20 protein-coding genes are annotated in these 23,875 nt (G+C 66.4%); 10 read left to right on the top strand and 10 right to left on the bottom strand.

The features are described from left to right. The first annotated feature begins 6 nt into the window (after positions 1-6). Together NJH59_RS14655 and NJH59_RS14650 are read left to right on the top strand one after the other, a co-directional pair. Entirely contained in the window at positions 7-669 is a 663-nt protein-coding gene (locus NJH59_RS14655) for a response regulator (RefSeq protein ID WP_054914356.1), read from the top strand. Further along, positions 666-2,033, top strand: a complete 1,368-nt coding sequence (locus NJH59_RS14650) for an ATP-binding protein (protein ID WP_253086922.1) — start codon at positions 666-668, stop codon at positions 2,031-2,033. The genes NJH59_RS14655 and NJH59_RS14650 overlap by 4 nt, the downstream gene beginning before the upstream one ends. Positions 2,034-2,068: 35 nt before the next feature. Here the strand turns inward: NJH59_RS14650 and mqo are convergent, their stop codons facing one another. Then, complete coding sequence (mqo, locus tag NJH59_RS14645) at positions 2,069-3,715, bottom strand: malate dehydrogenase (quinone) (protein WP_058540324.1); 1,647 nt, start codon at positions 3,713-3,715, stop codon at positions 2,069-2,071. Positions 3,716-4,010: 295 nt separating this feature from the next. Here mqo and NJH59_RS14640 point away from each other — a divergent pair, with 295 nt between their 5' ends. The 4 genes from NJH59_RS14640 (at position 4,011) to NJH59_RS14625 (ending at position 10,135) form a co-directional block, all read left to right on the top strand. After that, on the top strand, positions 4,011-6,266 hold the full coding sequence (locus NJH59_RS14640) for an ATP-binding protein (RefSeq protein WP_253086921.1): 2,256 nt from the start codon (positions 4,011-4,013) through the stop codon (positions 6,264-6,266). 18 nt (positions 6,267-6,284) lie between these two features. Continuing rightward, complete coding sequence (locus NJH59_RS14635; protein ID WP_043864031.1) at positions 6,285-6,746, top strand: response regulator; 462 nt, start codon at positions 6,285-6,287, stop codon at positions 6,744-6,746. A 9-nt stretch (positions 6,747-6,755) separates the two neighbouring features. Next, positions 6,756-9,155 (top strand): hybrid sensor histidine kinase/response regulator, encoded by a 2,400-nt coding sequence (locus tag NJH59_RS14630; protein ID WP_043864032.1) that lies wholly within the window; start codon positions 6,756-6,758, stop codon positions 9,153-9,155. Between the two features lie 89 nt (positions 9,156-9,244). Beyond that, complete coding sequence (locus NJH59_RS14625) at positions 9,245-10,135, top strand: LysR family transcriptional regulator (RefSeq protein WP_253086920.1); 891 nt, start codon at positions 9,245-9,247, stop codon at positions 10,133-10,135. A gap of 39 nt (positions 10,136-10,174) precedes the next feature. On the opposite strand, the gene NJH59_RS14620 is transcribed toward NJH59_RS14625, so the two are convergent. The 4 genes from NJH59_RS14620 to NJH59_RS14605 form a co-directional block, all read right to left on the bottom strand. Beyond that, positions 10,175-11,149 carry a tripartite tricarboxylate transporter substrate binding protein gene (locus tag NJH59_RS14620; protein ID WP_054914351.1) on the bottom strand — a complete coding sequence of 325 codons (975 nt, stop codon included), beginning with the start codon at positions 11,147-11,149 and terminating at the stop codon, positions 10,175-10,177. Positions 11,150-11,185: 36 nt separating this feature from the next. Continuing rightward, positions 11,186-12,688, bottom strand: a complete 1,503-nt coding sequence (locus tag NJH59_RS14615; protein WP_043864035.1) for a tripartite tricarboxylate transporter permease — start codon at positions 12,686-12,688, stop codon at positions 11,186-11,188. A gap of 10 nt (positions 12,689-12,698) precedes the next feature. Next, a complete protein-coding gene (locus NJH59_RS14610; RefSeq protein ID WP_235384379.1) occupies positions 12,699-13,199 on the bottom strand; it encodes a tripartite tricarboxylate transporter TctB family protein in 501 nt (166 codons plus the stop codon). Positions 13,200-13,282: 83 nt separating this feature from the next. After that, on the bottom strand, positions 13,283-14,365 hold the full coding sequence (locus NJH59_RS14605; protein WP_116053709.1) for an LLM class flavin-dependent oxidoreductase: 1,083 nt from the start codon (positions 14,363-14,365) through the stop codon (positions 13,283-13,285). A gap of 253 nt (positions 14,366-14,618) precedes the next feature. On the opposite strand from NJH59_RS14605, the gene NJH59_RS14600 reads away from it, so the two are divergent. Together NJH59_RS14600 and NJH59_RS14595 are read left to right on the top strand one after the other, a co-directional pair. Further along, positions 14,619-15,227: a cysteine dioxygenase gene (locus tag NJH59_RS14600; protein WP_123753128.1), complete on the top strand. Its 609-nt coding sequence runs from the start codon at positions 14,619-14,621 to the stop codon at positions 15,225-15,227. After that, positions 15,224-16,807: a rhodanese-related sulfurtransferase gene (locus tag NJH59_RS14595; RefSeq protein WP_253086919.1), complete on the top strand. Its 1,584-nt coding sequence runs from the start codon at positions 15,224-15,226 to the stop codon at positions 16,805-16,807. The genes NJH59_RS14600 and NJH59_RS14595 overlap by 4 nt, the downstream gene beginning before the upstream one ends. A gap of 189 nt (positions 16,808-16,996) precedes the next feature. Here the strand turns inward: NJH59_RS14595 and NJH59_RS14590 are convergent, their stop codons facing one another. Both NJH59_RS14590 and NJH59_RS14585 read right to left on the bottom strand, forming a co-directional pair. Then, positions 16,997-17,959 carry an aliphatic sulfonate ABC transporter substrate-binding protein gene (locus NJH59_RS14590; RefSeq protein WP_253086918.1) on the bottom strand — a complete coding sequence of 321 codons (963 nt, stop codon included), beginning with the start codon at positions 17,957-17,959 and terminating at the stop codon, positions 16,997-16,999. Between the two features lie 14 nt (positions 17,960-17,973). Next, positions 17,974-18,930 (bottom strand): ABC transporter substrate-binding protein, encoded by a 957-nt coding sequence (locus tag NJH59_RS14585; protein WP_153002448.1) that lies wholly within the window; start codon positions 18,928-18,930, stop codon positions 17,974-17,976. A 255-nt stretch (positions 18,931-19,185) separates the two neighbouring features. Between NJH59_RS14585 and NJH59_RS14580 the strand changes: the two genes are divergently transcribed. Further along, positions 19,186-20,370, top strand: coding sequence for an acyl-CoA dehydrogenase family protein (locus tag NJH59_RS14580; protein ID WP_100632636.1), 1,185 nt, complete (start codon positions 19,186-19,188; stop codon positions 20,368-20,370). Between the two features lie 92 nt (positions 20,371-20,462). Further along, entirely contained in the window at positions 20,463-21,137 is a 675-nt protein-coding gene (locus NJH59_RS14575) for an SOS response-associated peptidase (protein WP_078481144.1), read from the top strand. Positions 21,138-21,144: 7 nt separating this feature from the next. On the opposite strand, the gene NJH59_RS14570 is transcribed toward NJH59_RS14575, so the two are convergent. The 3 genes from NJH59_RS14570 to NJH59_RS14560 are packed head-to-tail and all read right to left on the bottom strand — an operon-like array spanning position 21,145 to position 23,875. Continuing rightward, positions 21,145-21,861, bottom strand: coding sequence for an ABC transporter ATP-binding protein (locus NJH59_RS14570; RefSeq protein WP_043864043.1), 717 nt, complete (start codon positions 21,859-21,861; stop codon positions 21,145-21,147). Positions 21,862-21,863: 2 nt separating this feature from the next. Next, the gene (locus NJH59_RS14565; RefSeq protein ID WP_054914344.1) at positions 21,864-22,637 is read right to left on the bottom strand and encodes an ABC transporter ATP-binding protein; all 774 of its coding nucleotides are present in this window, start codon (positions 22,635-22,637) and stop codon (positions 21,864-21,866) included. Next, the gene (locus NJH59_RS14560) at positions 22,634-23,875 is read right to left on the bottom strand and encodes an ABC transporter ATP-binding protein (protein WP_043864045.1); all 1,242 of its coding nucleotides are present in this window, start codon (positions 23,873-23,875) and stop codon (positions 22,634-22,636) included. Before NJH59_RS14560 ends, NJH59_RS14565 begins: the two co-directional genes overlap by 4 nt.

Below are 23,875 nucleotides of genomic sequence, written 5' to 3'. Positions count from 1 at the left end.
GTCACCGTGCGCTTGCTGCTGATAGAAGATGACGTGGCCCTGGGTGAAGGCATTCATCAGGCCCTGGGGCGCGAAGGCTACACCGTCGACTGGCTCCGGGACGGCAGCAGCGCCCTGCATGCGCTGCTCAGTGAAACCTTCGACCTGGCGGTGCTCGACCTGGGGCTGCCGCGTATGGACGGCCTCCAGGTGCTGCGTCGCCTGCGTCATAGCGGCTCCACCCTGCCGGTGCTGATACTCACCGCGCGCGATGCCACCGAAGACCGCATTGCCGGGCTGGATGCCGGTGCCGACGACTACCTGATCAAGCCCTTCGACCTGGCGGAGCTCAAGGCGCGCCTGCGGGCCCTGCTGCGCCGCAGCGCCGGGCGGGCCAAGGCAAGAATCGAGCATGCAGGCATCAGCCTGGACCCCGGCACTCAGCAGGTGTCCTTCCATGGGCAGAACGTGCCCCTGACGCCCAAGGAGTATCAGCTGCTGCATGAGCTGCTTTCACCGCCGGGGCGTGTCATGACCCGCGAGCGGCTGACCCAGTTGCTTTACGGCTGGAACGAAGAAGCAGAAAGCAACACCCTGGAGGTGCACATCCATCACCTGCGCAGAAAATTCTCCGCCGACCTGATCCGAACCGTACGCGGCGTGGGTTATCTGGTGGAGGAGCGCCGATGATGTCGATCCGACGCCGTACCCTGACCCTGATCATCGGCCTGATGCTTACCGGCCTGATGATTCTCAGCGCCTTCAACCTGCATGACAGCAACCATGAAATAGCCGAGGTGTATGACGCACAACTGGCCCAGAATGCGCGGCTGCTGCAGGGCGTCATTCGCATGCCGCTGGCTGGCGACCAACACACCGAACTGTACCAGGCGTTCAACCAGGCCCTGAGCGAAGCCACACCCAGGCTTGACGGCCACCCTTATGAAAGCAAGATCGCGTTTCAGGTGTGGGATGCGCAGGGCCAGGTGCTGGTACATACCAACAGCGCCCCCGCCTTCACCTCGCCACCGTCGGCACCGGGCTTCAGTGACGTGCATGACCTGCATGGCCGACAGTGGCGCGCCTTCCTGCTCGAAGACAAAATCAACCAGGTGCGGATCTGGGTGGGCGAGCGCGACGACGTACGCACTGACCTGGTCAACCGCATCGTACGCCACACCCTGTGGCCCAATATGCTCGGCAGCCTGATCCTGGCAGCAATGGTCTGGCTGGCCATTGGCTGGGGGCTCAAACCCCTGGCCAACATGGCAGCCACCCTGCGTGCCCGTCATTCAGGGTCGCTTGAACCTCTGCAACTGATGCCATTGCCTGCAGAACTCGAACCGATGCAGGCCGCGCTGAACCGCATGCTGGCGCAGATCCAGGAAGTGCTGGGACGCGAGCGCCGCTTCATTGCCGACGCGGCTCATGAAATGCGTACGCCCCTGGCGGTCCTGCGGGTGCACGCGCAAAACCTGCAGGAGGCCGGGACCGAACAGGAGCACCGTGAATCGCTGGCGCACCTGATACACGGGGTGGACCGCGCCAGCCGACTGGTCAACCAGCTGCTCACCATGGCACGCCTGGAACCGCAGCCGGGTCATGCCCATGCCCCGCGAATCGACCTTGAACACACTGTGCGCGACAGCCTGGTGCAGATGACCCCATGGCTACTGGACCAGGGCCTTGAACTGGTGTTCGAGGCCGCCCCGGGCAACTACCTTGCCCGAGTGGATGGCGGGGCGATCGATATCGCACTCAACAACCTGGTGACCAATGCCGCGAACTTCTCCCCCGAGGGAGGGATCATCAGCGTTCGCCTGAACCGCCAGCCGACGCATTTCGTGCTGTCGATACAGGACGAGGGGCCTGGTATCGACGAAGCTGAACGCGAGCGCCTGTTCGAGCGCTTCTACAGTCGTGGCAATGCACAGGGCGCCGGCCTTGGCCTGGCCATCGTCCAAGCGGTCGCCATGCGGCTGGGCGGTCAGGTCCGGCTGGAGAACATGGCCACCGGCGGGCTGTGCGCAACCCTGGAGATTGCGCTGGACTGAACCCGCCGCCCCCGCTGACAGGTAGCCATCGACGGTCATGGCGCCAGGTCAGGGTCCGAGTCGCTGTGCTTCTGGCCGATCGGGTCGGTGGCCGGCGACTGCTGCGGCGCCTGGGTATCGATGCCCGGTGGCGGCGCAAGCTGCAGTATCTCGCTGGTGTAGGCCCACTCCTGCTGCACCCGGGCCGGGTCGTCGTTCAGGTGGGTGCCGTAGCTGGGCACGATCTGGTGCAGCTTCTGCTGCCAGGCCGGGCTGGCGACCTTGTCCTTGAACACCTTCTGCAGCACTTCGAGCATGATCGGCGCCGCCGTGGATGCGCCGGGCGATGCGCCCAGCAGCCCGGCAATGCTGCCATCGGCCGCGCTCACCACCTCGGTGCCCAGCTTGAGCACCCCGCCCTTTTCCTTGTCGCGCTTGATGATCTGCACCCGCTGCCCGGCCTGCCACAGGCGCCAGTCTTCCTTCTTGGCCTGGGGGAAGTAGGTCTGCAGCGCCTCGAAGCGGTCGTCGTCCGATTGCATCAGCTGGCCTGCCAGGTACTGCACCAGGTCGAACTGGTCGATCCCCACCTTGGTCATGGGCCACAGGTTATGGGTGGTCATGCTGGAGAACAGGTCCAGGTACGAGCCTTCCTTGAGAAACTTGGTGGAGAAGGTCGCGAACGGCCCGAACAGGATCACCCGCTTGCCATCGAGTACCCGGGTATCCAGGTGCGGCACCGACATCGGCGGCGCGCCCGTGGCGGCGATGCCGTAGGCCTTGGCCATGTGCTGCTGGGCGATGGTGGGGTTGTCGGTGACCAGGAACGAGCCGCCCACCGGGAAGCCCGCGTAGTCCTGGGCCTCGGGAATGCCGGACTTCTGCAGCAGCGGCAGCGCCGCGCCGCCGGCACCGATGAACAGGAACTTGGCATCGGCGGTCGACTTCTCGCCGCTCTTGAGGTTCTTGTACTCCACGTGCCAGGAGCCGTCGTCATTGCGACGGATGTCCTCGACCTCGCTGGACAGCTTGAGCGAGAAATTCTCCTGCTGCTGCAGGTGCGCCACGAACTGGCGGGTGATCTCGCCGAAGTTCACGTCGGTGCCAATCGGCGTCCAGGTGGCGGCGATCTTCTGGTTGGGGTCGCGGCCCTCCATCATCAGCGGCACCCACTTGCGGATCTGCGCCGGGTCTTCGGAATACTGCATCGGCCGGAACAGGGGGCTGGCCTGCAGCGCCTCGTAGCGGCGCTTGAGGAAACTGATGTTGTCGTCACCCCACACGAAGCTCATGTGCGGCGTGGAGTTGATGAACGAGCGCGGGTTCTTCAGCACCCCGTTCTTGACCTGCCAGGCCAGGAACTGGCGCGTCACCTGGAACGCCTCGTTGATCTCCACCGCCTTGGTGATGTTGATCTTGCCGTCCTTGTCCTCGGGCGTGTAGTTCAGCTCGGCCAGCGCCGAGTGCCCGGTGCCGGCGTTGTTCCAGCCGTTGGAGCTTTCCTCGGCCACCCCGTCCAGGCGCTCGACCATCTCCATCGACCAGCCCGGCTCCAGCTCGTTGAGCCAGATTGCCAGCGTGGCGCTCATGATGCCGCCTCCCACCAGCAGTACATCGACCTTCTTCGATTCCGCCCCCTGCGCCTGGCCGGCCGCCAGTGACACGGCCAGGCCCAATGTGGCCACGTTCCTTGCGAACTTCATGGCATATCCCCCCAATTGCATTACGAGACGATCCAGTGAGTGTGGCTCATGGATCGCGCATGACAAGCCGTACAAGCGACCCGATGCGGTCAGTGGGGTTCCCTTGGATCGGGCCGCGGCGGCGCCAGGGCACGGGCAAAACGCTATCAAACTGAACCAATTCATCAGCTAAGGATCAGTTTTAGCATCGTGAAACCACAGGATTTGATACCTTGTCCGCGCTTTCTACACTTGGCCGGGATCGCTTGTGCCCTTCCCCTGCACGGCCTGCCAACACGCCTTCAGGAGGGATCTTGTGACCACCACCCACCCCAGCGACGCTTTCCAGATCGCCCTGGCCAACTGCGCCCGTGAACAGATCCGTACCCCCGGCAGCATTCAGCCCCAGGGGTTCATGGTCGTGGTGCAGGAGCCGGCCATGTTGATCCGCCAGGTCAGCGAGAACCTGCCAGACTGGCTGGGGGTGGAGATCGACGCCTTGCTGGGCGTGCATTTCGATGCGGTGGTGCAGGACGGTTGCAGTTTCGTCGAGCAGCTGGGCGAACTCGACGAAGACCAGTCCCAGCCCTATCACGTGGCCGACGTACAGTTTCTGATCGGCCAGCAGGCGCAGCGCCTGCCGATGATGCTGCACCGCCACGACCAGGTGCTGATCGCCGAATTCCAGCGCCCGGCCGCTGTGCCGGCGCCGAGCTCGCGCCTGTACCCGCTGGTGCGCTCCTTCGTTGGCGGCGCACCGGACAGCGAGAGCATCGACGAGCTGTGCGAGCGGGCGGTGCGCGTGATCAAGCGCCTGACCGGGTTCGGCCGGGTCAAGTCCTACCGCTTCGACACCGAGGGCAACGGGCTGGTCAACGCCGAACTGGTCGACGACGACTACCCCAGCTACAAGGGCCTGTGCTTCCCTGCTTCGGACATCCCGGCGCAGGCCCGGGCGCTGTACTGTGCCAACCGCATCCGCGTGATCGAGGATGCCGACTACCAGCCGGCGCGCCTGCTGCCGGCCGCCAACCTGCTCACCGGCCAACCCCTGGACCTGAGCTTCTCGACCCTGCGCAGCGTCTCGCCCGTGCACCTGCAATACATGCGCAACATGCAGACCTGGGCCTCGATGTCGGTTTCCATCGTGGTCGAGGGCCGGTTATGGGGGCTGGTGTCGTGTCATCACCGTACCCCGCGCAGCGTGAGCTTTCAGGTGCGTACCGCCTGCGAACTGCTGGGCCGGGTGCTGTCGCTGCAGATCGAGACCCGCGAAGCCCACCTGCGCAACGCGCGCATGCTCGAGATCCGCCAGCGCATCGTGCAGCTGCTGGGCGCCATCGCCGACCAGGACAGCGTGCGCCTGGGCCTGCGCGCCCTGCCCGACATCTTCACCGACTTCGTCGGCGCCGCCGGTGCCGCAGTGGTGTCCAGCACCGGCTGCGACACCTACGGGCACACCCCGCCCCAGGCGCGGATCATGGCCCTGGTGGGCTGGCTGACCGCCCGCGGCGACGCCGAGGTGTTCCATACCGACAACGCCGGGCGCGATATCCCGCACCTGGCAGGGCTGGCCGACATGGCCAGCGGCATCCTTGCCGTGTCCATTTCCGAACTGCACCCGCATTACCTGATCTGGTTCAAACCCCAGCAGTCCCAGGTGGTGCACTGGGCCGGCCGCCCGGAAAAAAGCATCGCCCAGAGCGGCTCGCTGAACCCGCGCGAAAGCTTCGAGCAGTGGCAGCAGATCGTCGAAGGCTTCTCGACCCCCTGGGACCCCAGCGAAATCGAGGGCGTGCAGGAGCTGCGCCAGGCCATCCTCGGCATCGTGCTGCGCAAGGCCGAAGAACTGGCGCAACTGTCCGAATCCCTGGAAAAGACCAACAAGGAACTGGAAGCCTTCTCCTACAGCGTTTCCCACGACCTGCGCGCGCCGCTGCGTCATATCGCCGGCTACGCCGAGCTGCTCAGCGATGCCGAAGGCGCCAACATGTCCGAGCGCAGTCTGCGCTTTCTGGGCACCATCGAGAACTCCGCCAAGTTCGCCGGCACCCTGGTGGACAACCTGCTGAGCTTCTCGCAGATGGGCCGGTGCGCCATGCACCTGTCCGACGTCAACCTGTCGGCGATGGTCGCCTCCATCAAGCTGGAGATGCTGCCCGACTACGAGGGCCGCGACATCCGCTGGACCTTCAACGCCCTGCCGATCGTGGTGGCCGACCCGGCCTTCCTGCACCTGGCCCTGCGCAACCTCATCGCCAACGCCATCAAGTACACCCGCGGCCGGCCGGTGGCGCTGATCGAGGTCGACGTGCAGGAACGCGACGACGCCCACGTGATCAGCGTGCGCGACAACGGCGTCGGCTTCGACATGCAGTACGCCAACAAGCTGTTCGGCGTGTTCCAGCGCCTGCACCGCATGGAGGAGTTCGAAGGCACCGGCATCGGCCTGGCCAATGTGCGGCGCATCATCGAGCGCCATGGCGGCACGGTATGGGCCCACGGTGTCCCGGACCAGGGCGCGACGTTCTATTTTTCACTTCCAAAGAAAACCCTCATGCCCACTGCATGACCCACACGAGGGCGCTCCATGCTCAAACCGATACTCCTGGTAGAAGACAACCCCAACGACCTCGAACTGACCCTGCTCGCGCTCGAGCGCAGCCAGCTGGCCAACGAGGTGATCGTGGTACGCGACGGCGCCGAGGCGCTGGACTACCTGTTCCGCAGGAACAGCCATGCCGACCGCCCGCAAGGCAACCCGGCAGTGCTGCTGCTCGACCTCAAGCTGCCCAAGGTCGATGGCCTGGAGGTGCTCGAACAGGTGCGCGACTCGGCCGACCTGCGCAGCATTCCGGTGGTGATGCTGACCTCGTCCCGCGAAGAGCCGGACCTGGACCGCGCCTATCAGCTGGGCGTGAATGCCTACGTGGTCAAACCCGTGGAATTCAAGGAGTTCGTCGGCGCCATCTCCGACCTGGGGATTTTCTGGGCCGTGCTCAACGAGCCACCGCCCGGTTCCACCCGGGTCGTGCGTCGCCCCAAGTCATGATGACAAGACATGCCTAGACGAGAGCCCGGAGCGCCGACGCCGCTCCCCAGAATAAAGCTGCTGCTGATCGAAGACAGCACCCACGACGTCGAGCTCACGCTGTTGACGCTGGAGCGCTATGGCCTGCAGGTCGACCCGGTGGTGGTGCACGATCACATCGGCGCCTGCGAGGCCATGCAGCAGCACACCTTCGACGTGATCGTGTGCGACTACCTGCTGCCCTCCTCGTCGGGCATCCAGGTGCTCGAGGTGGCCCAGCGGGCGGCCCCGGAAACGCCGTTCATCTTCCTGTCCGGCATTTTCGGCGAACAGCAGGCGGTGGAGACCATGCGCCTGGGCGCGGTCGACTACGTGCTCAAGCAGAACCTCAAGGTGCTGCCCAAGGCCATCCGCCGCGCCGTGCTCGAAGTGCGCGAACGCGAGAAGCGCCGCGCTGCGGAAAACGCCCTCGAAGAGGTCGAGACCCGCGCCCGCCTGGCCATCCAGGCTGCGGAGATGGGCGTGTGGGAACTGAGCGTGCCCAGCGGCTCGGTGCTGTGGGACGAGCGCTGCCGCGCCCTGTACGAAGTCACGCCCAGCTGCAACCTGCACCTTGACCAGGTGCTGGAGCACTGCCACCCCGACGACCGGGCTATGCTGCGGGCCAAGGTCGAGCAGGCCCTGAGCTGCGAATCGGTGTTCCATGCCGAGTACCGCGTGCAGTTGTCGGGCGGTCGCCTGCGCTGGATCAACTCCAACGGCCGTTCGCTGTTCAAGGATGGCCGTTGCGTGCGTTTCAGCGGGGTGATGCAGGACATCAGCGAGCGCAAGGTCGCCACCCAGGCCCTGGTGCAGTTGACCGAAACCCTGGGCGAGCGCGTGGAGCAACGCACCCGCGAGCGCGACCGCACCTGGGAGCTGTCGCGTGAACTGCTGGGGGTGCTGCGCTTCGACATGACCCCGATCAACTTCAACCCGGCCTGGGAGGCGGCGCTGGGCTGGTCGCGGGACCAGATCGGCAGCCTGCGCCTGTGGGAGCTGATCCACCCCCTCGATCTGGACGCCACCATCAAGGAAACCCGCAGCATCGCCAGCGGCAACGTATCGACCCGCTTCGTCAACCGCATGCGCCACGCCAACGGCGACTACCGGTGGCTGTCCTGGACCATCGTGCCGGAGAACGGCCTGATGTACGCCGCGGTGCGCGACATCACCGATGAGCGTGCGGTGGTCGAGGAACTGGCCGCCACCAACAAGCGCCTGCGCGAACAGATCGACGAGAAGGAACGCGTGGAAGCCACGCTGCAGCAGATGCAGCGCCTGGAAGTGGTCGGCCAGCTGACGGCTGGAGTGGCCCACGACTTCAACAACCTGCTCACGGTGATCCTCACCAGCGCGACCTTTGCCACGCGCGACATTGCCCGCGGCAACCTGGACAAGGCCCGCACCCGGCTGGAACACATCACCGATGCCGGTGAACGTGGCGCCCGGCTCACGGCCCAGCTGCTGTCGTTCTCGCGCCGCCAGCGCCTGCAACCGCGCCCGGTGGACCTGAACGCCACCGTGCGCGGCATGCAGAGCCTGCTGAACAAGGCGCTGGGGGCCAATATCTGGGTAGAGATGTCGCTGGCCCCGGACCTGTGGACCGCCTCGGCGGACCTGACCCAGACCGAGATGATCATCCTCAACCTCATCATCAACGCCCGCGACGCCATGGCCAACGGGCCCGGCTCGGTGCTGCTGCGTACTCACAACGTCACCGTGGAGGCCGCGCCCCTGCGGCCCGAAGACCCGGAACCCGGCCACTACGTGGTGTTCTCCATCGTCGACTCGGGCAGCGGCATGAACGAGGACACCCTGCTCAGGGCGTTCGAGCCGTTCTTCACCACCAAGCCGGTGGGGCATGGATCGGGGCTGGGGCTGGCCCAGGTGTTCGGTTTCGCCAAGCAGTCCGGTGGTGGGGTGCGCATCGAAACCACCCTGGATGTCGGCACCACGGTCAGCGTGTACCTGCCGCGGATCCAGGGCGACGCGGTGGCCGTGCTGCCCAGCCCTGCGCCGGTGAGTGAACCGCATCAGCCGCTGGGCTCGACCATCCTGCTGGTGGACGATGACAGCACCGTGCGTACCCTCACGGCCACCTTGCTGGAATCGTTTGGCCTGAAGGTGGTGCAGGCGCGCAACGGCCCGGATGCACTGAACATGCTGAGCCCCGAGATCGACCTGCTGCTGACCGATTACGCCATGCCGGGCATGACCGGCGGCGAGCTGGCGGCCCTGGTCAAGCGCTCCTACCCGCAGTTGCCGGTGGTGTTCGTGACTGGCTATGCCAATACCGACGTGCTGGGGCTGAGCCATTCGACGGTGATCCAGAAGCCGTTCAGCGAGCGCGACTTGCGCAGCAAGATCTGGGCAGCGCTGGCGCGTTGAAAAAACCTGTACACGCTTTCTACCTGGCCGAGCAAAAAAGATTATTCTTGAAAGACATTTTTCAACGCCAGACTATGTGAGAGCCGAATATGAAGATCGATGACATGGACGCCTTCGTCGCCGTCATCCGCTGCCAGTCGACCAACCTTGCGGCGCAGTCGCTGCAGTTGACGCAGCCGGCCATCACACGACGCGTGCAGAACTTCGAGGAAGACCTGGGCACCAACCTGCTCGACCGCAACACCAAGCCGCTCAAGCCCACGCCCATGGGCTGGCGCGTGTACGAACAGTGCAAGGCCATCCTGCGCGAGATCGACACCCTGCGCGAGCTGGTGGCCAGCCACGGCTCGCCCAGCGGCACCCTGCGCCTGGGCGTGCCGCAGACCATCGGCGATGTGGTGCTGCTCGATGCCCTGGCGCAGATTCGCCAGGCCTACCCCGAGCTGCGGACCCAGGTCGCCAGCGGCTGGGGCAGCGCGCTGATCGCCAGGATGGAAAACGGCGAGCTGGATGCGGCCGCCGCGCTGTTCCCCTCCGGCAAGATCTTCCCCGAAGGCATCGCCAGCCGTTCCATCGGCCGCATGCACCTGCGGGTGGTGGCCGCCAAGGGCAGCGCCAGCAGGCGCAGCTACAAGCTCAAGGACTGCTACAGCCAGGGCTGGGTGCTCAACCCCGACGGCTGCGGGTTTCGCGCCGGCCTGCAGCGCGCCTTGAGCGAACAGGGGCTGTCGCTGCAGATCAACCTGGAAACCTTCGGCACCGAACTGCAACTGGGCCTGGTCGCCAACGGCCAGGGCCTGGGGCTGGTGCCCGAGCCGCTGCTGGCCGCCAGCCGTCATCGCGACCTGCTTGAAGTGGTCAACGTCAGCGACTTCAAGCCCCAGGTCGACCTGTGGCTGTTTCACCCCAGCTACCTGGGCAACCTGCAGGAGCCGGTGGAGCTGTTCGGCAGCGTCACGGCGCAGCGGCTGGCGCTGTAGCAGCCCCGCCCTGCCCCGCATCAGCCAAGGCAGCGGGCCTCACTCCAGCGTGATGTTGCCCGCCCGGATCACCTCGCCCCACCGTGCGCCGTCATCGGCGATCAGCTTGGCAAACCCCGCCGGGGTACTGTGCTCGACGCTGATCCCGTTCTGCGCGAACCGCTCGGCGGTCTGCGGCGCCTGGGCAATCGCGGCAATCGCCGCGCTCAACTGCTCGACCAGCTGCGGCGAAGCGCCCTTGGGCAGCACCAGGCCGAACCAGCCCGATGCCTCGAACCCCGGCAGGCCTGCCTCGCTGGCACTCGGCACCCCTGGCAGCAACGGCGAGCGCTGCGCGCTGCTGAGCACCAGCCCCTTGAGCTTGCCGGCCTGGATCTGCGGGGCCAGCACGGTGAGGGTATCCACCGCCACATCCACCTCGCCGCCCAGCACCGCCGTGACCGCCGGCGCACTGCCCTTGTACGGCACGTGCAGCAGGTCGATGCCCGCCAGGTTCTTCAGCAACTCCCCGGACAGGTGGCACAGGGTGCCGTTGCCGCACGACGAATAGCTCAACGCGCCCGGGCGCGCCTTGGCCTGGTCGATCAGCGCCTGCAGCGTGTCGACCTTGCTGGCAGCCGGTACGGCCACCACGTTGGGCACCGAGGCCAGCACCGCCACGGGCGTGAAGTCCTGCAGCGGGTCGTAGCGCAGGCCCTTCTGCAGGTTGGGCAGTATGGTCAGCTGCCCGGCGGTGGCAAGCGACAGCGTGTAGCCATCGGGTTTGGCCTTGGCCACCGCCTCGGCGGCGATTGCGGTGCCGGCACCGGGCTTGTTGTCGACCACCACCGGCTGGCCCAGCGAGGCCGACAACTGCTCGGCGTAGTAGCGCCCCACGGTATCGGCAGCGCCGCCCGGCGGGAACGGCACCACCAGGGTCACGGCGCGGCTCGGGTAGGCATCGGCCTGGGCCAGTGCGGCAACGCCCAGGGCCAGTGCGGCCAGGGCAAACTTGAGCGGTAGGATGATTTTCATGCAAAGGTCCTGGAACAGTCAGGGTTGAAGCAGCCCTCAGTCTTCACTGAAGGCCACATGGCGCGTGGCGCGCACCCGCGGGATGAGCATCAGCCCCACCGCCAGCACGCACAGAATCAACAGGGTCAGGCTCAATGGCCGGGTGACGAACACCGTGGGGTCGCCCCGCGACAGCAGCATCGCCCGGCGCAGGTTCTCCTCCATCAACGGGCCGAGCAGATAACCCAGAAGCAGTGGCGCCGGCTCGCAGCGCAGCTTGATGAACAGGTAGCCCAGCAACCCGAACGCCACCGTGAGCAGCACGTCGAACAGGCTGTTGTTGACGCTGTACACGCCAATGCAGCAGAACAGCAGGATCGACGGGTACAGCAGGCGGTACGGCACCGACAGCAGCCGCACCCAGATCCCCACCAGCGGCAGGTTGAGCACCAGCAGCAACAGGTTGCCGATCCACATGCTCACGATCAGCCCCCAGAACAGCTCGGGGCGCTCGTCGATCACCTGCGGGCCCGGCACGATGCCGTGGATCATCATGGCCCCGGCCATCAGCGCCATCACCGCGTTGGAAGGCAGGCCCAGCACCAGCATCGGGATGAACGAGGTCTGCGCCCCGGCGTTGTTGGCAGACTCCGGCCCGGCCACGCCCTCGATGGCGCCCTGGCCGAAGCGCTCGGGGTGCCTGGCGATACGCTTTTCGACCATGTACGAGGCAAACGCGCCCAGCATCGCCCCGCCCCCCGGCAGCACGCCCAGCACCGCGCCCAGGCCGGTGCCGCGCAGCATCGGCTTCCAGCTGCGCCGGTAGTCTTCGCGGGTCGGCATCAGGCTGCCGACCCGCGCCACCTGGGGCGGCTGGCCGCGGCTGCGCTCCAGGTTGGCGATGATTTCGGCGATGCCGAAGATGCCCATCGAGATCACCACGAAACTGATGCCGTCGCTCAACTGGGGCAGGCCGAAGGTAAAGCGCTCCACCCCGGAATTCACGTCGGTGCCCACCAGGCCCAGCAGCAGCCCCAACAGGGTCATGGCCACGGCCTTGAGCACGTCGCCCTGGGCCAGCACCACGGCGGCCACCAGGCCCAGCAGCATCAGCGAGAAGTACTCGGCCGGGCCGAACTTCAGCGCCACCTCGGCCAGCGGTGCGGCAGCAGCGGCCAGCAGCAGGATCGACAGGCTGCCGGCGATGAACGAACCGATCGCGGCAATGGCCAGGGCCGCCCCGGCCCGGCCCTTGCGTGCCATGGCATGGCCGTCCAGGCAGGTCACCACCGAGGACGACTCGCCCGGCAGGTTGACCAGGATCGCCGTGGTCGAGCCGCCGTACTGGGCGCCGTAATAGATGCCCGACAGCATGATCAATGCCGCCGCCGGGCTCAGGCCGTAGGTGATCGGCAGCAGCATGGCGATGGTGGCCACCGGCCCCAGGCCGGGCAGCACCCCCACCAGCGTGCCCAGGGTCACACCGATCAGGCAGTACAGCAGGTTGTTCAGGGTGAAGGCGGCTTCAAGGCCGATACCCAGGTGTGCCAACAGCTCCATGGGTCGCTCCTCAGACAGGCCAGGCCGGCAGGTTCAGGCCCAGCCCGTAGCCGAACACCAGCACGCTGAACAGCCCCAGCGCGCTGCCCACCGCCAGCAGTTCGCCCAGGTGCGCCTTGTGCCGGCCCAGGCCGCTGAGCAGCGTCATGCACAGGGTCGCCAGCGCCAGGCCAAGGCTGGGCAGCAGCAGCGCGAACGCCACCACGCTGGCACTGATGGCCAGCGCCGGGCGGACGATGAACAGCCCGTCCAGCGTGACCTTCTCGCGGCCCAGCCACAGGCCGCGCACCAGCAAGGCCACGCCCAGCCCGCACAGGGCCAGGCTCACCAGCCAGGGAAAGTAGCCTGCGCCCATGCGCATCGCCGTGCCGCTGGCATAGGCGCTGCCCACCAGCAGCCCGGTCAGGCCGAAGCCCAGGAACAGGCAGCCGGCCAGCACTTCGCGGGCATCGAGGTTCAGGGTCAGGGAATGCGGGCGCGCAGTGGCGGCCCGTTGCAGAGCATCTCGCACGCAGGTCTCCAGGTGCCGGTACGGCACAAGGCAGGGCGATCCGCGCGTGCGGTCTCGGGGTGGGGTTGGGGTTGCTGCGCCGTTCAGGCGCTGCGTTGTGCCTGGCGCGCCGCGACCTTGGCGTGGGTCAGCGGGATCAGCTCGCGGCCGTAGTCGGCGGCGTCGTTGATCGGGTCGAACCCGCGAATCAGAAAGGTGGTCACGCCCAGCTCGTAGTACGCCAGCAAGGCATCGGCCACCTGCTCGGGGGTTCCCACCAGCGCGGTGGAGTTGTGCCCACCGCCAACCAGTGCGGCCATACCGGTCCACAGGCGCTCATCCACGCGCTCGCCTTGCGCCACGGTGTCCAGCAGGCGCTGCGCACCGACGCTCTGCGGCTTGTTGGCCACCACCGGGCCGGCGCGCTCCAGGCGCTGGCGAGCGGTATCGAGAATGGCATCGGCCTTGGCCCAGGCCGCAGCTTCGGTATCGGCGATGATGGGCCGGAACGACACGCTGAACTGCACCTGCCGCCCGTGCAAGGCCGCCTGGGCACGTACTGCCTGAATGGTTTCGCGGGTCTGCTCCAGCGACTCGCCCCACAGCGCGAACACATCGGCATGCTTGCCGGCCACTTCCAGGGCCGCCGCCGAAGAACCACCGAAAAACACCGGCAGGTGCGGCTTTTGCACAGGCTTGATGGCGGAGAAGGCGTTCTGCGCCTGGTAGAAGGTGCCGTGATGATCGAAGGGGGTGTCTTCGGTCCAGACCTTGCGCACCACCTCCAGAAACTCGTCGCTGCGCGCATAACGCTGGTCGTGGTCGAGGTAGTCGCCGTCCTTGCGTTGCTCGCCGTCATTGCCGCCACTGATCACGTGCAGCGCCAGGCGTCCGTCGAGCAGGTGATCGAGGGTTGCCAGCTTGCGCGCGGCCAGGGTCGGCGCCACGAAGCCGGGGCGATGCGCCAGCAGAAAGCCGATACGCGGCGCCGCCAGCCCGGCCAGGGCCGTGACCAGAAAGCCGTCGGGCTGATCCGACCAGTAGCCCACCAGAATCCGGTCGAAGCCTGCCTGCTCGTGCACCTGGGCAAAACGGGTGATGTACGCCTTGTCGAAGATCGGGCCAGCCGGATCGAGGGTCTCCGAAGACAGGCGGTGGCCGATCATGCCGATGAATTGAACGCTCATGGGGGGCTCCTTGAAGAGGGCGAAGAAAGCTTATTGGTTATAGAAGGTTCTTTCTTCAAAACGAACGCTTATAAGCTACCGAGCCCGCCACCCCTTGTGAAATTCATTTTAGGCATAACCTAATATAAAAAATGATTTATATCGAAACAGCTTTAAAATTCACTTTACGCATATTAGCTTATGCTCAATTTGAATTTTGAGAATCATCAGGCGGTTGCTAGGGTGATTCGAAACCGTAGCCAGAGCCCCGACCATGACCGACCCCCTTCGCCTGGACCGCTTGCGTCAGTTCATCGACGAACTGGCCAGCCTGCTCGACCGAGAAACCGATGAAGCGGCCCTTCTCGATGATGGCCAGCGCCTGTTGCAGCAACTGGTGGCCCATGACGACTGGCTGCCGCCAGAGCTGGCCCAGCCCAGCCCCGAACGCTATCAGCAGTACCTGCTGCACTGCGATTCGCGCCAGCGCTTCTCCATCGTCAGCTTCGTGTGGGGGCCGGGGCAGACCACGCCGGTCCACGACCACCGGGTATGGGGCCTGATCGGCATGCTGCGCGGCGCCGAATACGCCCAGGGTTTTGCCCGCAACGAGCACGGCGCGCTGCTGCCGTCCGGCAGCCCGGTGCGCCTCGAGCGCGGCCAGGTCGAGGCGGTGTCGCCGCGCATCGGCGACATCCATCAGGTCAGCAATGCCTTCGACGACCAGGTGTCGATCAGCATCCACGTGTACGGCGCCAACATCGGCGCGGTCAGGCGTGCCGTGTACCTGGCCGACGGCAGCGAGAAACCCTTCATTTCCGGTTATTCCAACACCCAACTGCCCAATCTGTGGGACCTGTCAAAAGAGAACCTTGCGCCATGAGCACCCCGACCACCCGCACCTACGCCCACCTGCGCCAGCACTTGCTGGCCAGGCATGAACTGGCCCTGATCGATGTGCGCGAAGAAGCGCCCTTCGCCGTGGAACATCCGCTGTTCGCGGCCAACATCCCGCTGTCCAGGCTTGAAATCGAAATCTACGCGCGAGTGCCCCGGCGCGATACACCGATCACCGTGTATGACGATGGCGAGGGCCTGGCGCAGATTGCGCTCCAGCGCCTGGGTCGACTTGGCTACAGCGACGTGGCCCTGCTCGAAGGCGGCCTGGCCGGCTGGCGCGAGGCCGGCGGCGAGCTGTTCCAGGATGTGAACGTACCGAGCAAGGCGTTTGGCGAACTGGTGGAAAGCCAGCGCCACACCCCTTCGCTGGCGGCCGAAGAAGTGCACGCGCTGCTGAACGAAAAGGCCGACGTGGTGGTGCTGGATGCGCGTCGCTTCGATGAGTACCAGACCATGAGCATTCCGGGCGGCATCAGCGTGCCAGGTGCCGAACTGGTGCTGCGGGTGGCCGAGCTGGCACCGAACCCGGCCACCCGCGTGATCGTCAATTGCGCCGGGCGCACCCGCAGCATCATCGGCACCCAGTCGCTGGTCAACGCCGGCATTCCCAACCCGGTATCGGCTTTGCGCAACGGCACCATTGGCTGGACATTGGCGGGGCAGACCCTGGCCCATGGCCAATCGCGGCGCTTCGGCGACGTGAGCCCGGCCAACCGGCAGCGCGCCGCCGAACAGGCCCGCGCCGTGGCCGACAAGGCCGGCGTCGTGCGTGCGGACAGCCAGACGCTGGCGGCGTGGCGCGCCCAGGCCGATCGCAGTACTTATGTGTTCGATGTGCGCACCCCCGAGGAATTTGCCCGGGGCCACCTGCCAGGCAGCCGCTCGACGCCAGGTGGTCAGCTGGTGCAGGAAACCGACCATGTGGCCAGTGTGCGCGGGGCGCGCATCGTGCTGATCGATGACGATGGCGTGCGTGCCAACATGAGTGCGTCGTGGTTGGCGCAGATGGGCTGGGAGGTGGCGGTGCTCGATGGCTTGGGCGCAGGCGACTTCAGCGAAACGGGTGATTGGCAGCCGCCGTTGCCGGCGTTGCCGCAGCCTTCGACCATCGACCCCGAGCAGTTGGTGCAGTGGCAGGCCGACGCCGACACGGTGCTGCTCGACTTCACCACCAGTGCCAATTACGTGCAGCGGCACATACCGGGCGCGCACTGGGCGATCAGGGCACAGCTGGAGCAGGCACTGGAGCGCTTGCCGGTGGCGGGACGTTACGTGCTGACCTGCGGCAGCAGCTTGCTGGCGCGGTTCGCGGCGCAGGACCTGCAACGCCTGACCCGAGTGCCGGTGTTCGTGCTGGAGGGTGGTACGGGCCGCTGGATTGCCGAGGGGCGGCCGCTGGAGTCGGGCGAGACGCACCTGGCGGTGCCGCGCAGCGACCGTTACCGCCGGCCGTATGAAGGCACCGACAACCCGCGTGAGGCGATGCAGGGGTACCTGGATTGGGAGTTCGGGTTGGTGGCGCAGCTGGGGCGTGATGGCACCCATGGGTTCCGGGTGATCTGAACCTCCTGAGCAGACCGTATGGTCTGCCCCTGGCCGACAGGCCGCATACGCAGGTGCGGGCAAGGCCCGCTCCTGCGCCCTTCGGGCACAAGCACAGGAGGCGCCGGCCTTGCCGGCGAATCGAGCGCGAAGCGCTCGTACAACCTGAACCCACCGTGGATCAGGCAGCCCTCACCCGCCGAGCCGCAATCAGCGCCCTGCCACTGGCTGGAACAACGACACCGCCGCCGCATCCACCTTGCGCGGCAACAGGCCCTGGGCAAAGAACACATCGGCAATCTGCTGCTGTTCGGCCAGATGCTCCGGCTTCACCAACTGCACGTCGTAACTGCGCCGCGCATTGGCCTGCTCCACCGTGGCCACATCCAGGTTGCCCCACAACGGCCCCAGCACCTGCGCCGCCTGCGTGGGGTTGGCCTTGGTCCACTGCCCTGCCTTCTGCAACGCACCGAACACGGTTTCAAGCACCTGCGGATGCGCCTTGGCGTAATCGCTGCCCGCCAGGTAGTAACGCTGGTAACTGGCCAGCCCCTGCCCGTCGCTCAGCACCCGCGCATGCTGCTGGCGCTGGGCGCTGGCCACGAACGGGTCCCAGGTGACCCAGGCATCGACCTTGCGGTTCTCGAACGCCGCACGGCCATCGGCCGGGATCAGGTAGGCCGGCTGGATATCGCTGAAGGTCAACCCGGCCCTGGCCAGGGCCTGTATCAACAGGTAATGGCTCCCCGCGGCCTTGGTCACCGCCACCTTCTTGCCCTTGAGGTCCGCCAGGCTGTGCAGCGGCGAATCCGCCGGCACCAGAATGGCCTGGGCCAGTGGCGATGGCGTCTCGCGGGCAAAATAGGTCAGCCGCGCCCCCGCCGCCTGGGCGAACACCGGCACGGTGTCGGCCACATCCGCCGACACATCGACATTGCCCAGGTTCAGGGCCTCCAGCAGCGGCAGGCCGCTGGCGAACTCATGCCAGCTGACCTGTATGCCCTGCTGCGCCAGCTGCTGCTCCAACGTACCCTGGGCCTTGAGCAGAATCAGCAGCGTCGAGGATTTCTGGTAACCGATGCGCAGGGTTTGCCCCGCGCTGGCGCTACCGATCAGGCTGGCGCCAAGCAGCGCGCCGATGGCCAGTTGTCGCAGACGTTTGAACGGTTGCATGGGGTCAGCTCCTGTCAGTGGGCCTGGGTCACGGCGACGCTGGCGGGCAGCACGAAGCCGCCGGCAAAGGTCGGCGCCACGTCCAGACGTTGGGCAATCAGGCCGTGGGCCTGGTAGAAGTCGGCGGTTTCCTGCTGCTCGGCGATGGTGCCGGCGTCCACGACCTGCCAGCGCAACTGGCGACGCTCGAACTGCAGCCGGGCCGCGTCCTGCGGGAAGCCGATGATCTGCGCCAGGGTCTTGGAGTAGCTGTCCAGGTTCTGGTTGGCCCACACCTGGGCCTTGGCCAGGCGCGCCAGGTAGTCCTGCAGCGCCGCGCGCCGGGCCGGGTCGGCCAACGCCTTGTCGGTCGCCGCCAGAAAGCTGTTGCCACTGGACAAGCCGCGACCATTGACCAGCACCCGGCCCTGGCCGGTGGTTTCGGCCAGCGCGGTGTAGGGCTCCCACGTCGCCCAGGCATCCACCGAACCGTTGGCCAGGGCCATCCTGGCATCCACCGGGCCAAGGAAGCGGAACTCGACGTCCTTCTCGCTCAGCCCCGCGCTGGCCAGCGCCTTGAGCGCCACGTAATGGCCAATCGAGCCGCGCCCGGTGGCGATGCGCTTGCCCTTGAGGTCGGCCGCCGCGTGCAGCGCCGACCCGGGGTCCACCAGCACGGCTGTGCCATAGGCGTCGGACTTGTCCACGGCAATCGCCTTGACCTGCGCGCCGGACGCCAGGGCGAACAGCAGCGGCGCATCACCGATGATGCCGGCGTCCACCGCGCCGGCATTGAGCGCCTCGGCCAGCGGCGCGGCAGCCGGAAACTCCGCCCACTTGATGTCATACGGCAGGTCGCGCAGCCCGTCGGCGGCCTCCAGCTGGGCACGCATGTTGCCCTTCTGGTCGCCGATGCGCAGTTCGATACGCGGTTCGGCCAGCACCTGCCCGGCCAGCAGCAAGGCGCCAGCGAGGGCGAGAAGTCGTGAAATGGGTGGCATGCAGTGCACTCCTGAAGGCGATTGTAGAGCGACTCTACCGGCTCGTCATAAATCAGTGAAGTGCATTTTATGAATATCCTAATATGCAAATAACGTTTAATTATCGCCATTAGCTTATAACCATAAAGAATTTTACATCAGAAAATTTAACGCATACGGTCATAAGCCCGCCGATCTGCACACACAACTCGGGGCGGGACGACGGCACCCCCGGGTGCTCCCTGGATTTTCTGCGATGAGTGCCTGATGAGCCTGTCTTCTATTGCCGCGCCGTACCGTTCGATCGAGTCGGCCCCTGCCCTCGCCGACCTGGACCCACTGCTGTTTACCCTGACCCGCGAGCTGGCCGCCAGCGCCGCCGAGGTGGACCGCAGCGGTGCCTTCCCCGCCGCCAACTTTGCCCTGCTGCAACGCCATGGCCTGCTCGCGCTCACCGTGCCGCGCGAGCTGGGGGGTGCCGGTGCCGACCTCGCCACCGCGCGCAAGGTGGTGGCCGCCGTGGCCAAGGGCGAGCCCTCCACCGCACTGATTCTGGTCATGCAGTACCTGCAGCACGTGCGCCTGCAGGACGACCAGCGCTGGCCGCTGTCGCTGCGCCAGCGCCTGGCCCGCGAAGCGGTGGAGCACGGCGCGCTGATCAATGCCTTCAGGGTCGAACCCGAGCTGGGCACCCCGGCCCGTGGCGGCCTGCCCGCGACCCTCGCGCGGCGTACCGCCGAAGGCTGGCGCCTGTCCGGCACCAAGCTCTACTCCACCGGCAGCCACGGCCTGAGCTGGTACCTGGTGTGGGCGCGCAGCGACGATGCCGACCCGCTGGTGGGTGGCTTTCTGGTGCACAAGGACAGCCCCGGCATCCGCATCGTCGATGAGTGGGATCACCTGGGCATGCGTGCCACCTGCAGCCACCGCGTCGAGTTCGACGATGTGCTGCTGCCGCTGGAGCATGCCGTGGCCGTCAGCCCGGCCAGCGCACCGCGCGCCGAGCTCGATGGCGAAGCTCAGCTGTGGATGGCGGTGCTGCTGGCCAGCCTCTACGACGGCGTGGCCCAGGCCGCACGCGACTGGCTGGTGAGCTTCCTGCGCGAGCGGGTGCCGTCCAACCTCGGCCAGCCGCTGGCCAGCCTGCCGCGCTTTCAGGAGCGGGTCGGGCGCATCGATACCCTGCTGTTCGCCAACCGCAACCTGCTCGACTCCGCGGCCAGCGGCCAGGTCACCGCGCAGCACGCCGGGCAGCTCAAGCAACTGGTCACGCACAACGCCATCCAGGCCGTGGAGCTGGCCATCGAGGCCAGCGGCAACCCAGGGCTTTCGCGGCACAACCCGCTGGAGCGGCACTACCGCAACGTGCTGTGCAGCCGCATCCACACCCCGCAGGATGACGTGGTGTTCCACAGTGCCGGGCGCTCGGCGCTGAGCCAGGAAGCGCCGTGACCCTCGCCCCCGGCTGACAGCGGCCGACCGGCCACGCACCGCCGCCCACCAAATCGGCCTATGCTCAAACAGGCCTGCCGGCGGAGGTGCACATGTGCGGACGACTGAGCCAGTACCACGGCATCCACGAGTTCGTGGACGCCCTGAGCATGCCCAACCCACTGGTCAACCGCGTGGGCGATGCGCCGCTTGGGCACTACAACGTGGCCCCCACCACCCAGCTGGCGGTACTCGGCGTGCAGCATGACACCCTGCACGCCGACCTGCTGCGCTGGGGCTGGCGGCCACACTGGGCGCAGGACAAGCCGGCACCGATCAATGCCCGCGTCGAGAAGGTGGCCCACGGCCCGTTCTTTCGCGCCATCTGGCCGCACCGGCTGATCGTGCCGGTCGACAACTGGTTCGAATGGGTCGATGAAGGCGGGCCTAAGAAGCAGCCCTACCTGATCCGCCGCCGCGATGGACGCCCTGCCCTGTGCGCGGCCATCGGCCAGCTGGGCGACCCACCCGGCGAACAGGACGGCTGCGTGATCATCACGGCCGACAGCCAGGGCGGCCTGCTGGATGTGCATGACCGGCGCCCGGTGGTGCTGGCTGCAGATGCGGCACGCCACTGGCTGGACCCCGCCACCTCCAAGGCATACGCCGAACAGCTGCTGCTGGACCTCGCCGAGCCCGCCCAGGTGTTCGAGTGGTACCCCGTGGACAGCGCCGTGGGCAACAGTCGCAACCAGGGCCCGGCCCTGGTGCAGCGCCGGCACCCCTGAACGGCGCCTACTCGCCCAGGTACGCCTTCTGCACCTGCTCGTTGTGCAGCAGGTCGCTGGCCTGGCCTTCCAGCGCGATGCGCCCGCCATCGATCACATAGGCGCGCTGGCAGGTCTGCAAGGCAAGCCTGGCGTTCTGCTCCACCAGCAGCAGGGTCACGCCACCCTTGACCACCTCGACGATGGTTTCGAAGATCTTCTGCACGATGATCGGCGCCAGGCCCATCGACGGCTCGTCGAGCAACAGCAGCTTGGGCCTGCCCATCAATGCCCGGGAAATCGCCAGCATCTGCTGCTCGCCGCCCGACATGGTGCCGGCCAGCTGAAAGGCGCGCTCCTTGAGCCGCGGGAAGATGCCGAACATGCGTTCGATATCGGCCTGGATCGCGTCCTTGCCGTCGGTTCGCGAGAACGCGCCCATCTCCAGGTTCTCGTACACCGTCAGCTTGGGGAAGATCCCGCGGCCTTCCGGCACCAGCGCCAGGCCCTGGCGGATCAGGTCGTAGCTCTTGATCGCCGCATGCGCCTTGCCATCGAAGGTGATCTGCCCGGCCACCGGGCTGAGCAGGCCGGCCAGGGTCTTGAGGGTGGTGGTCTTGCCGGCGCCGTTGGCGCCGATCAACGCGACCATTTCGCCCTCGCGGATGTGCAGGTCGATGCCCTTGATCGCCTGGATGGCCCCGTAGGCCACCTGCAGGTCGCGTACTTCAAGAATGTTCTTCATGTTCAGGCCACCGCCTCCGAACCCAGATAGGCCTCGATTACCCGAGGGTCCCTTTGCACATCGGCCGGCAGGCCATCGGCGATCTTCCTGCCGAATTCCAGCACGGTGACGTGATCGCACAAGCCCATCACCAGCTTCACGTCATGCTCGATCAGCAGCACCGTCTTGCCGTCGGCCTTCATCTTGCACATCAGCTGGCGCAGGCCTTCGGTCTCGGAAGCGTTCATGCCGGCCGCCGGTTCGTCCAGGGCAATCAGCAAGGGTTCGGTGGCCAGCGAGCGGGCAATTTCCAGACGCCGCTGGTCGCCGTAGGAGAGGTTCTTGGCCAGCTCCCCGGCCAGGTGCCCGATGCCCACGTAGGCCAGCCAGTGCCGCGCAGCCTGGCGAATCTCGCGCTCTTCGCGCACGCAGGCCGGGGTGCGGAACACGGCCCCGAACACCCCGCAGCGGGTGCGTACATGGCGACCGATCATCACGTTTTCCAGCGCGGTCATGTTGTGGAACAGCCGGATGTTCTGGAAGGTGCGCGAGATACCCGCCTCCACCACCTTGTGCGGCTTGCTGATATTCAGCGGCTTGCCGTCGAATTCGACCTTGCCCTCTTCGGCCCGGTACAGCCCGGTAAGCACGTTGAACAGGGTGGTCTTGCCCGCGCCGTTGGGGCCCAGCAGGCCGCGGATCTCGCCGCGCCGGATCGACAGGTCGATGCCGTGCAGGGCCTGCAGGCCGCCAAAGAACTTGCTGACCGAACGCAGCTCCAGTAATACGTCGCTCATACCTTGTCCGCCTGTTGGGCCGGGTGATCGAAGGCCGGCGTGCTCGCGGGCACCGTGGTGCTCAGCGCGGTCGCCGCCGGGGTGGGCTCGGGGTCGCCGTCATGCAGCTCGGCGCGGCGCCGGTTGGACGGCCACAGGCCCTCGGGCCGGTAGCGCATCACCAGAATCAGCGCCAGGCCGAACACCAGCATGCGCAGGGTCGAGGCATCCAGCACGTTGCGCAGCACCTCGCGGCTGACGAAGGTCACGTTGTCCATCACGAACGGCTGTATCCAGTTGACCAGGTCGCGGAACACCTCGGGCATCACCGACAGGATCAACGCCCCCAGCACCACGCCGCGAATAGAGCCCATGCCGCCGAGCACCACCATCGCCAGCACCATGATCGACTCCATCAGGGTGAATGACTCGGGGCTGACGAAGCCCTGGTAGCTGGAAAACAGCACCCCGGATACCCCGCCAAAGGTCGCGCCCATGGCAAATGCCAGCAGCTTGAGGTTGCGCTTGTTCAGGCCCATGGCCTCGGCCGCCACCTCGTCCTCGCGCAGGGCCATCCAGGCCCGCCCGATGCGCGAGACTTCGAGGCGCTTGGACAGCACGATGGCGAAGATCACCACCACCAGGAAGAACAGGTAGTAGCTGATCACCGGGGTGACCTTGAGCCCGAACAGGCTCCATGAGGTCTGCAGCGACAGCAGCGCCTCGGGCGCCTGCCCTGCGGCATGCGACCAGGCCCCGCCGTCGATGTGCAAGGGTGCGATGTTGCTGATGCCCTGCGGTCCGTTGGTGATGTTCACCGGCTGGTCGAGGTTGTTCATGAAGATGCGGATGATCTCGCCAAAGCCCAGGGTCACGATGGCCAGGTAGTCGCCGCGCAGCTTGAGCACCGGGGCGCCGATCAGCACCCCGCAGATGGCCGCGGCAATCGCTGCCAGCGGGATGATCACCCACAGCGGCCAGTTCAGCACGCCGTCCACCAGCCCGGCCATGTTCAGGTGCGGCGAGGCCAGCAAGGCGTACAGGTAGGCGCCGATGGCATAGAAGCCGATGTAGCCCATGTCGAGCAGGCCGGCGTAGCCGATCACGATGTTCAGGCCCAGTGCCAGCAGCACGTAGAGCATGGCAAAGCCGAGGATGCGTACCCAGGTGGGCCCCAGAAACGGAATGCTGTCGACGACGAAGGGCAAGGCCACGAACGCCAGGATCAGCAGCAGGTACTGTGCGGTTTGGTTTTTCAT

It is taken from the genome of Pseudomonas sp. VE 267-6A, from assembly GCF_024126555.1.
GTDB classification, from domain to species: domain Bacteria; phylum Pseudomonadota; class Gammaproteobacteria; order Pseudomonadales; family Pseudomonadaceae; genus Aquipseudomonas; species Aquipseudomonas palmensis.
This window is presented reverse-complemented; position numbering and strand designations above follow the sequence as displayed.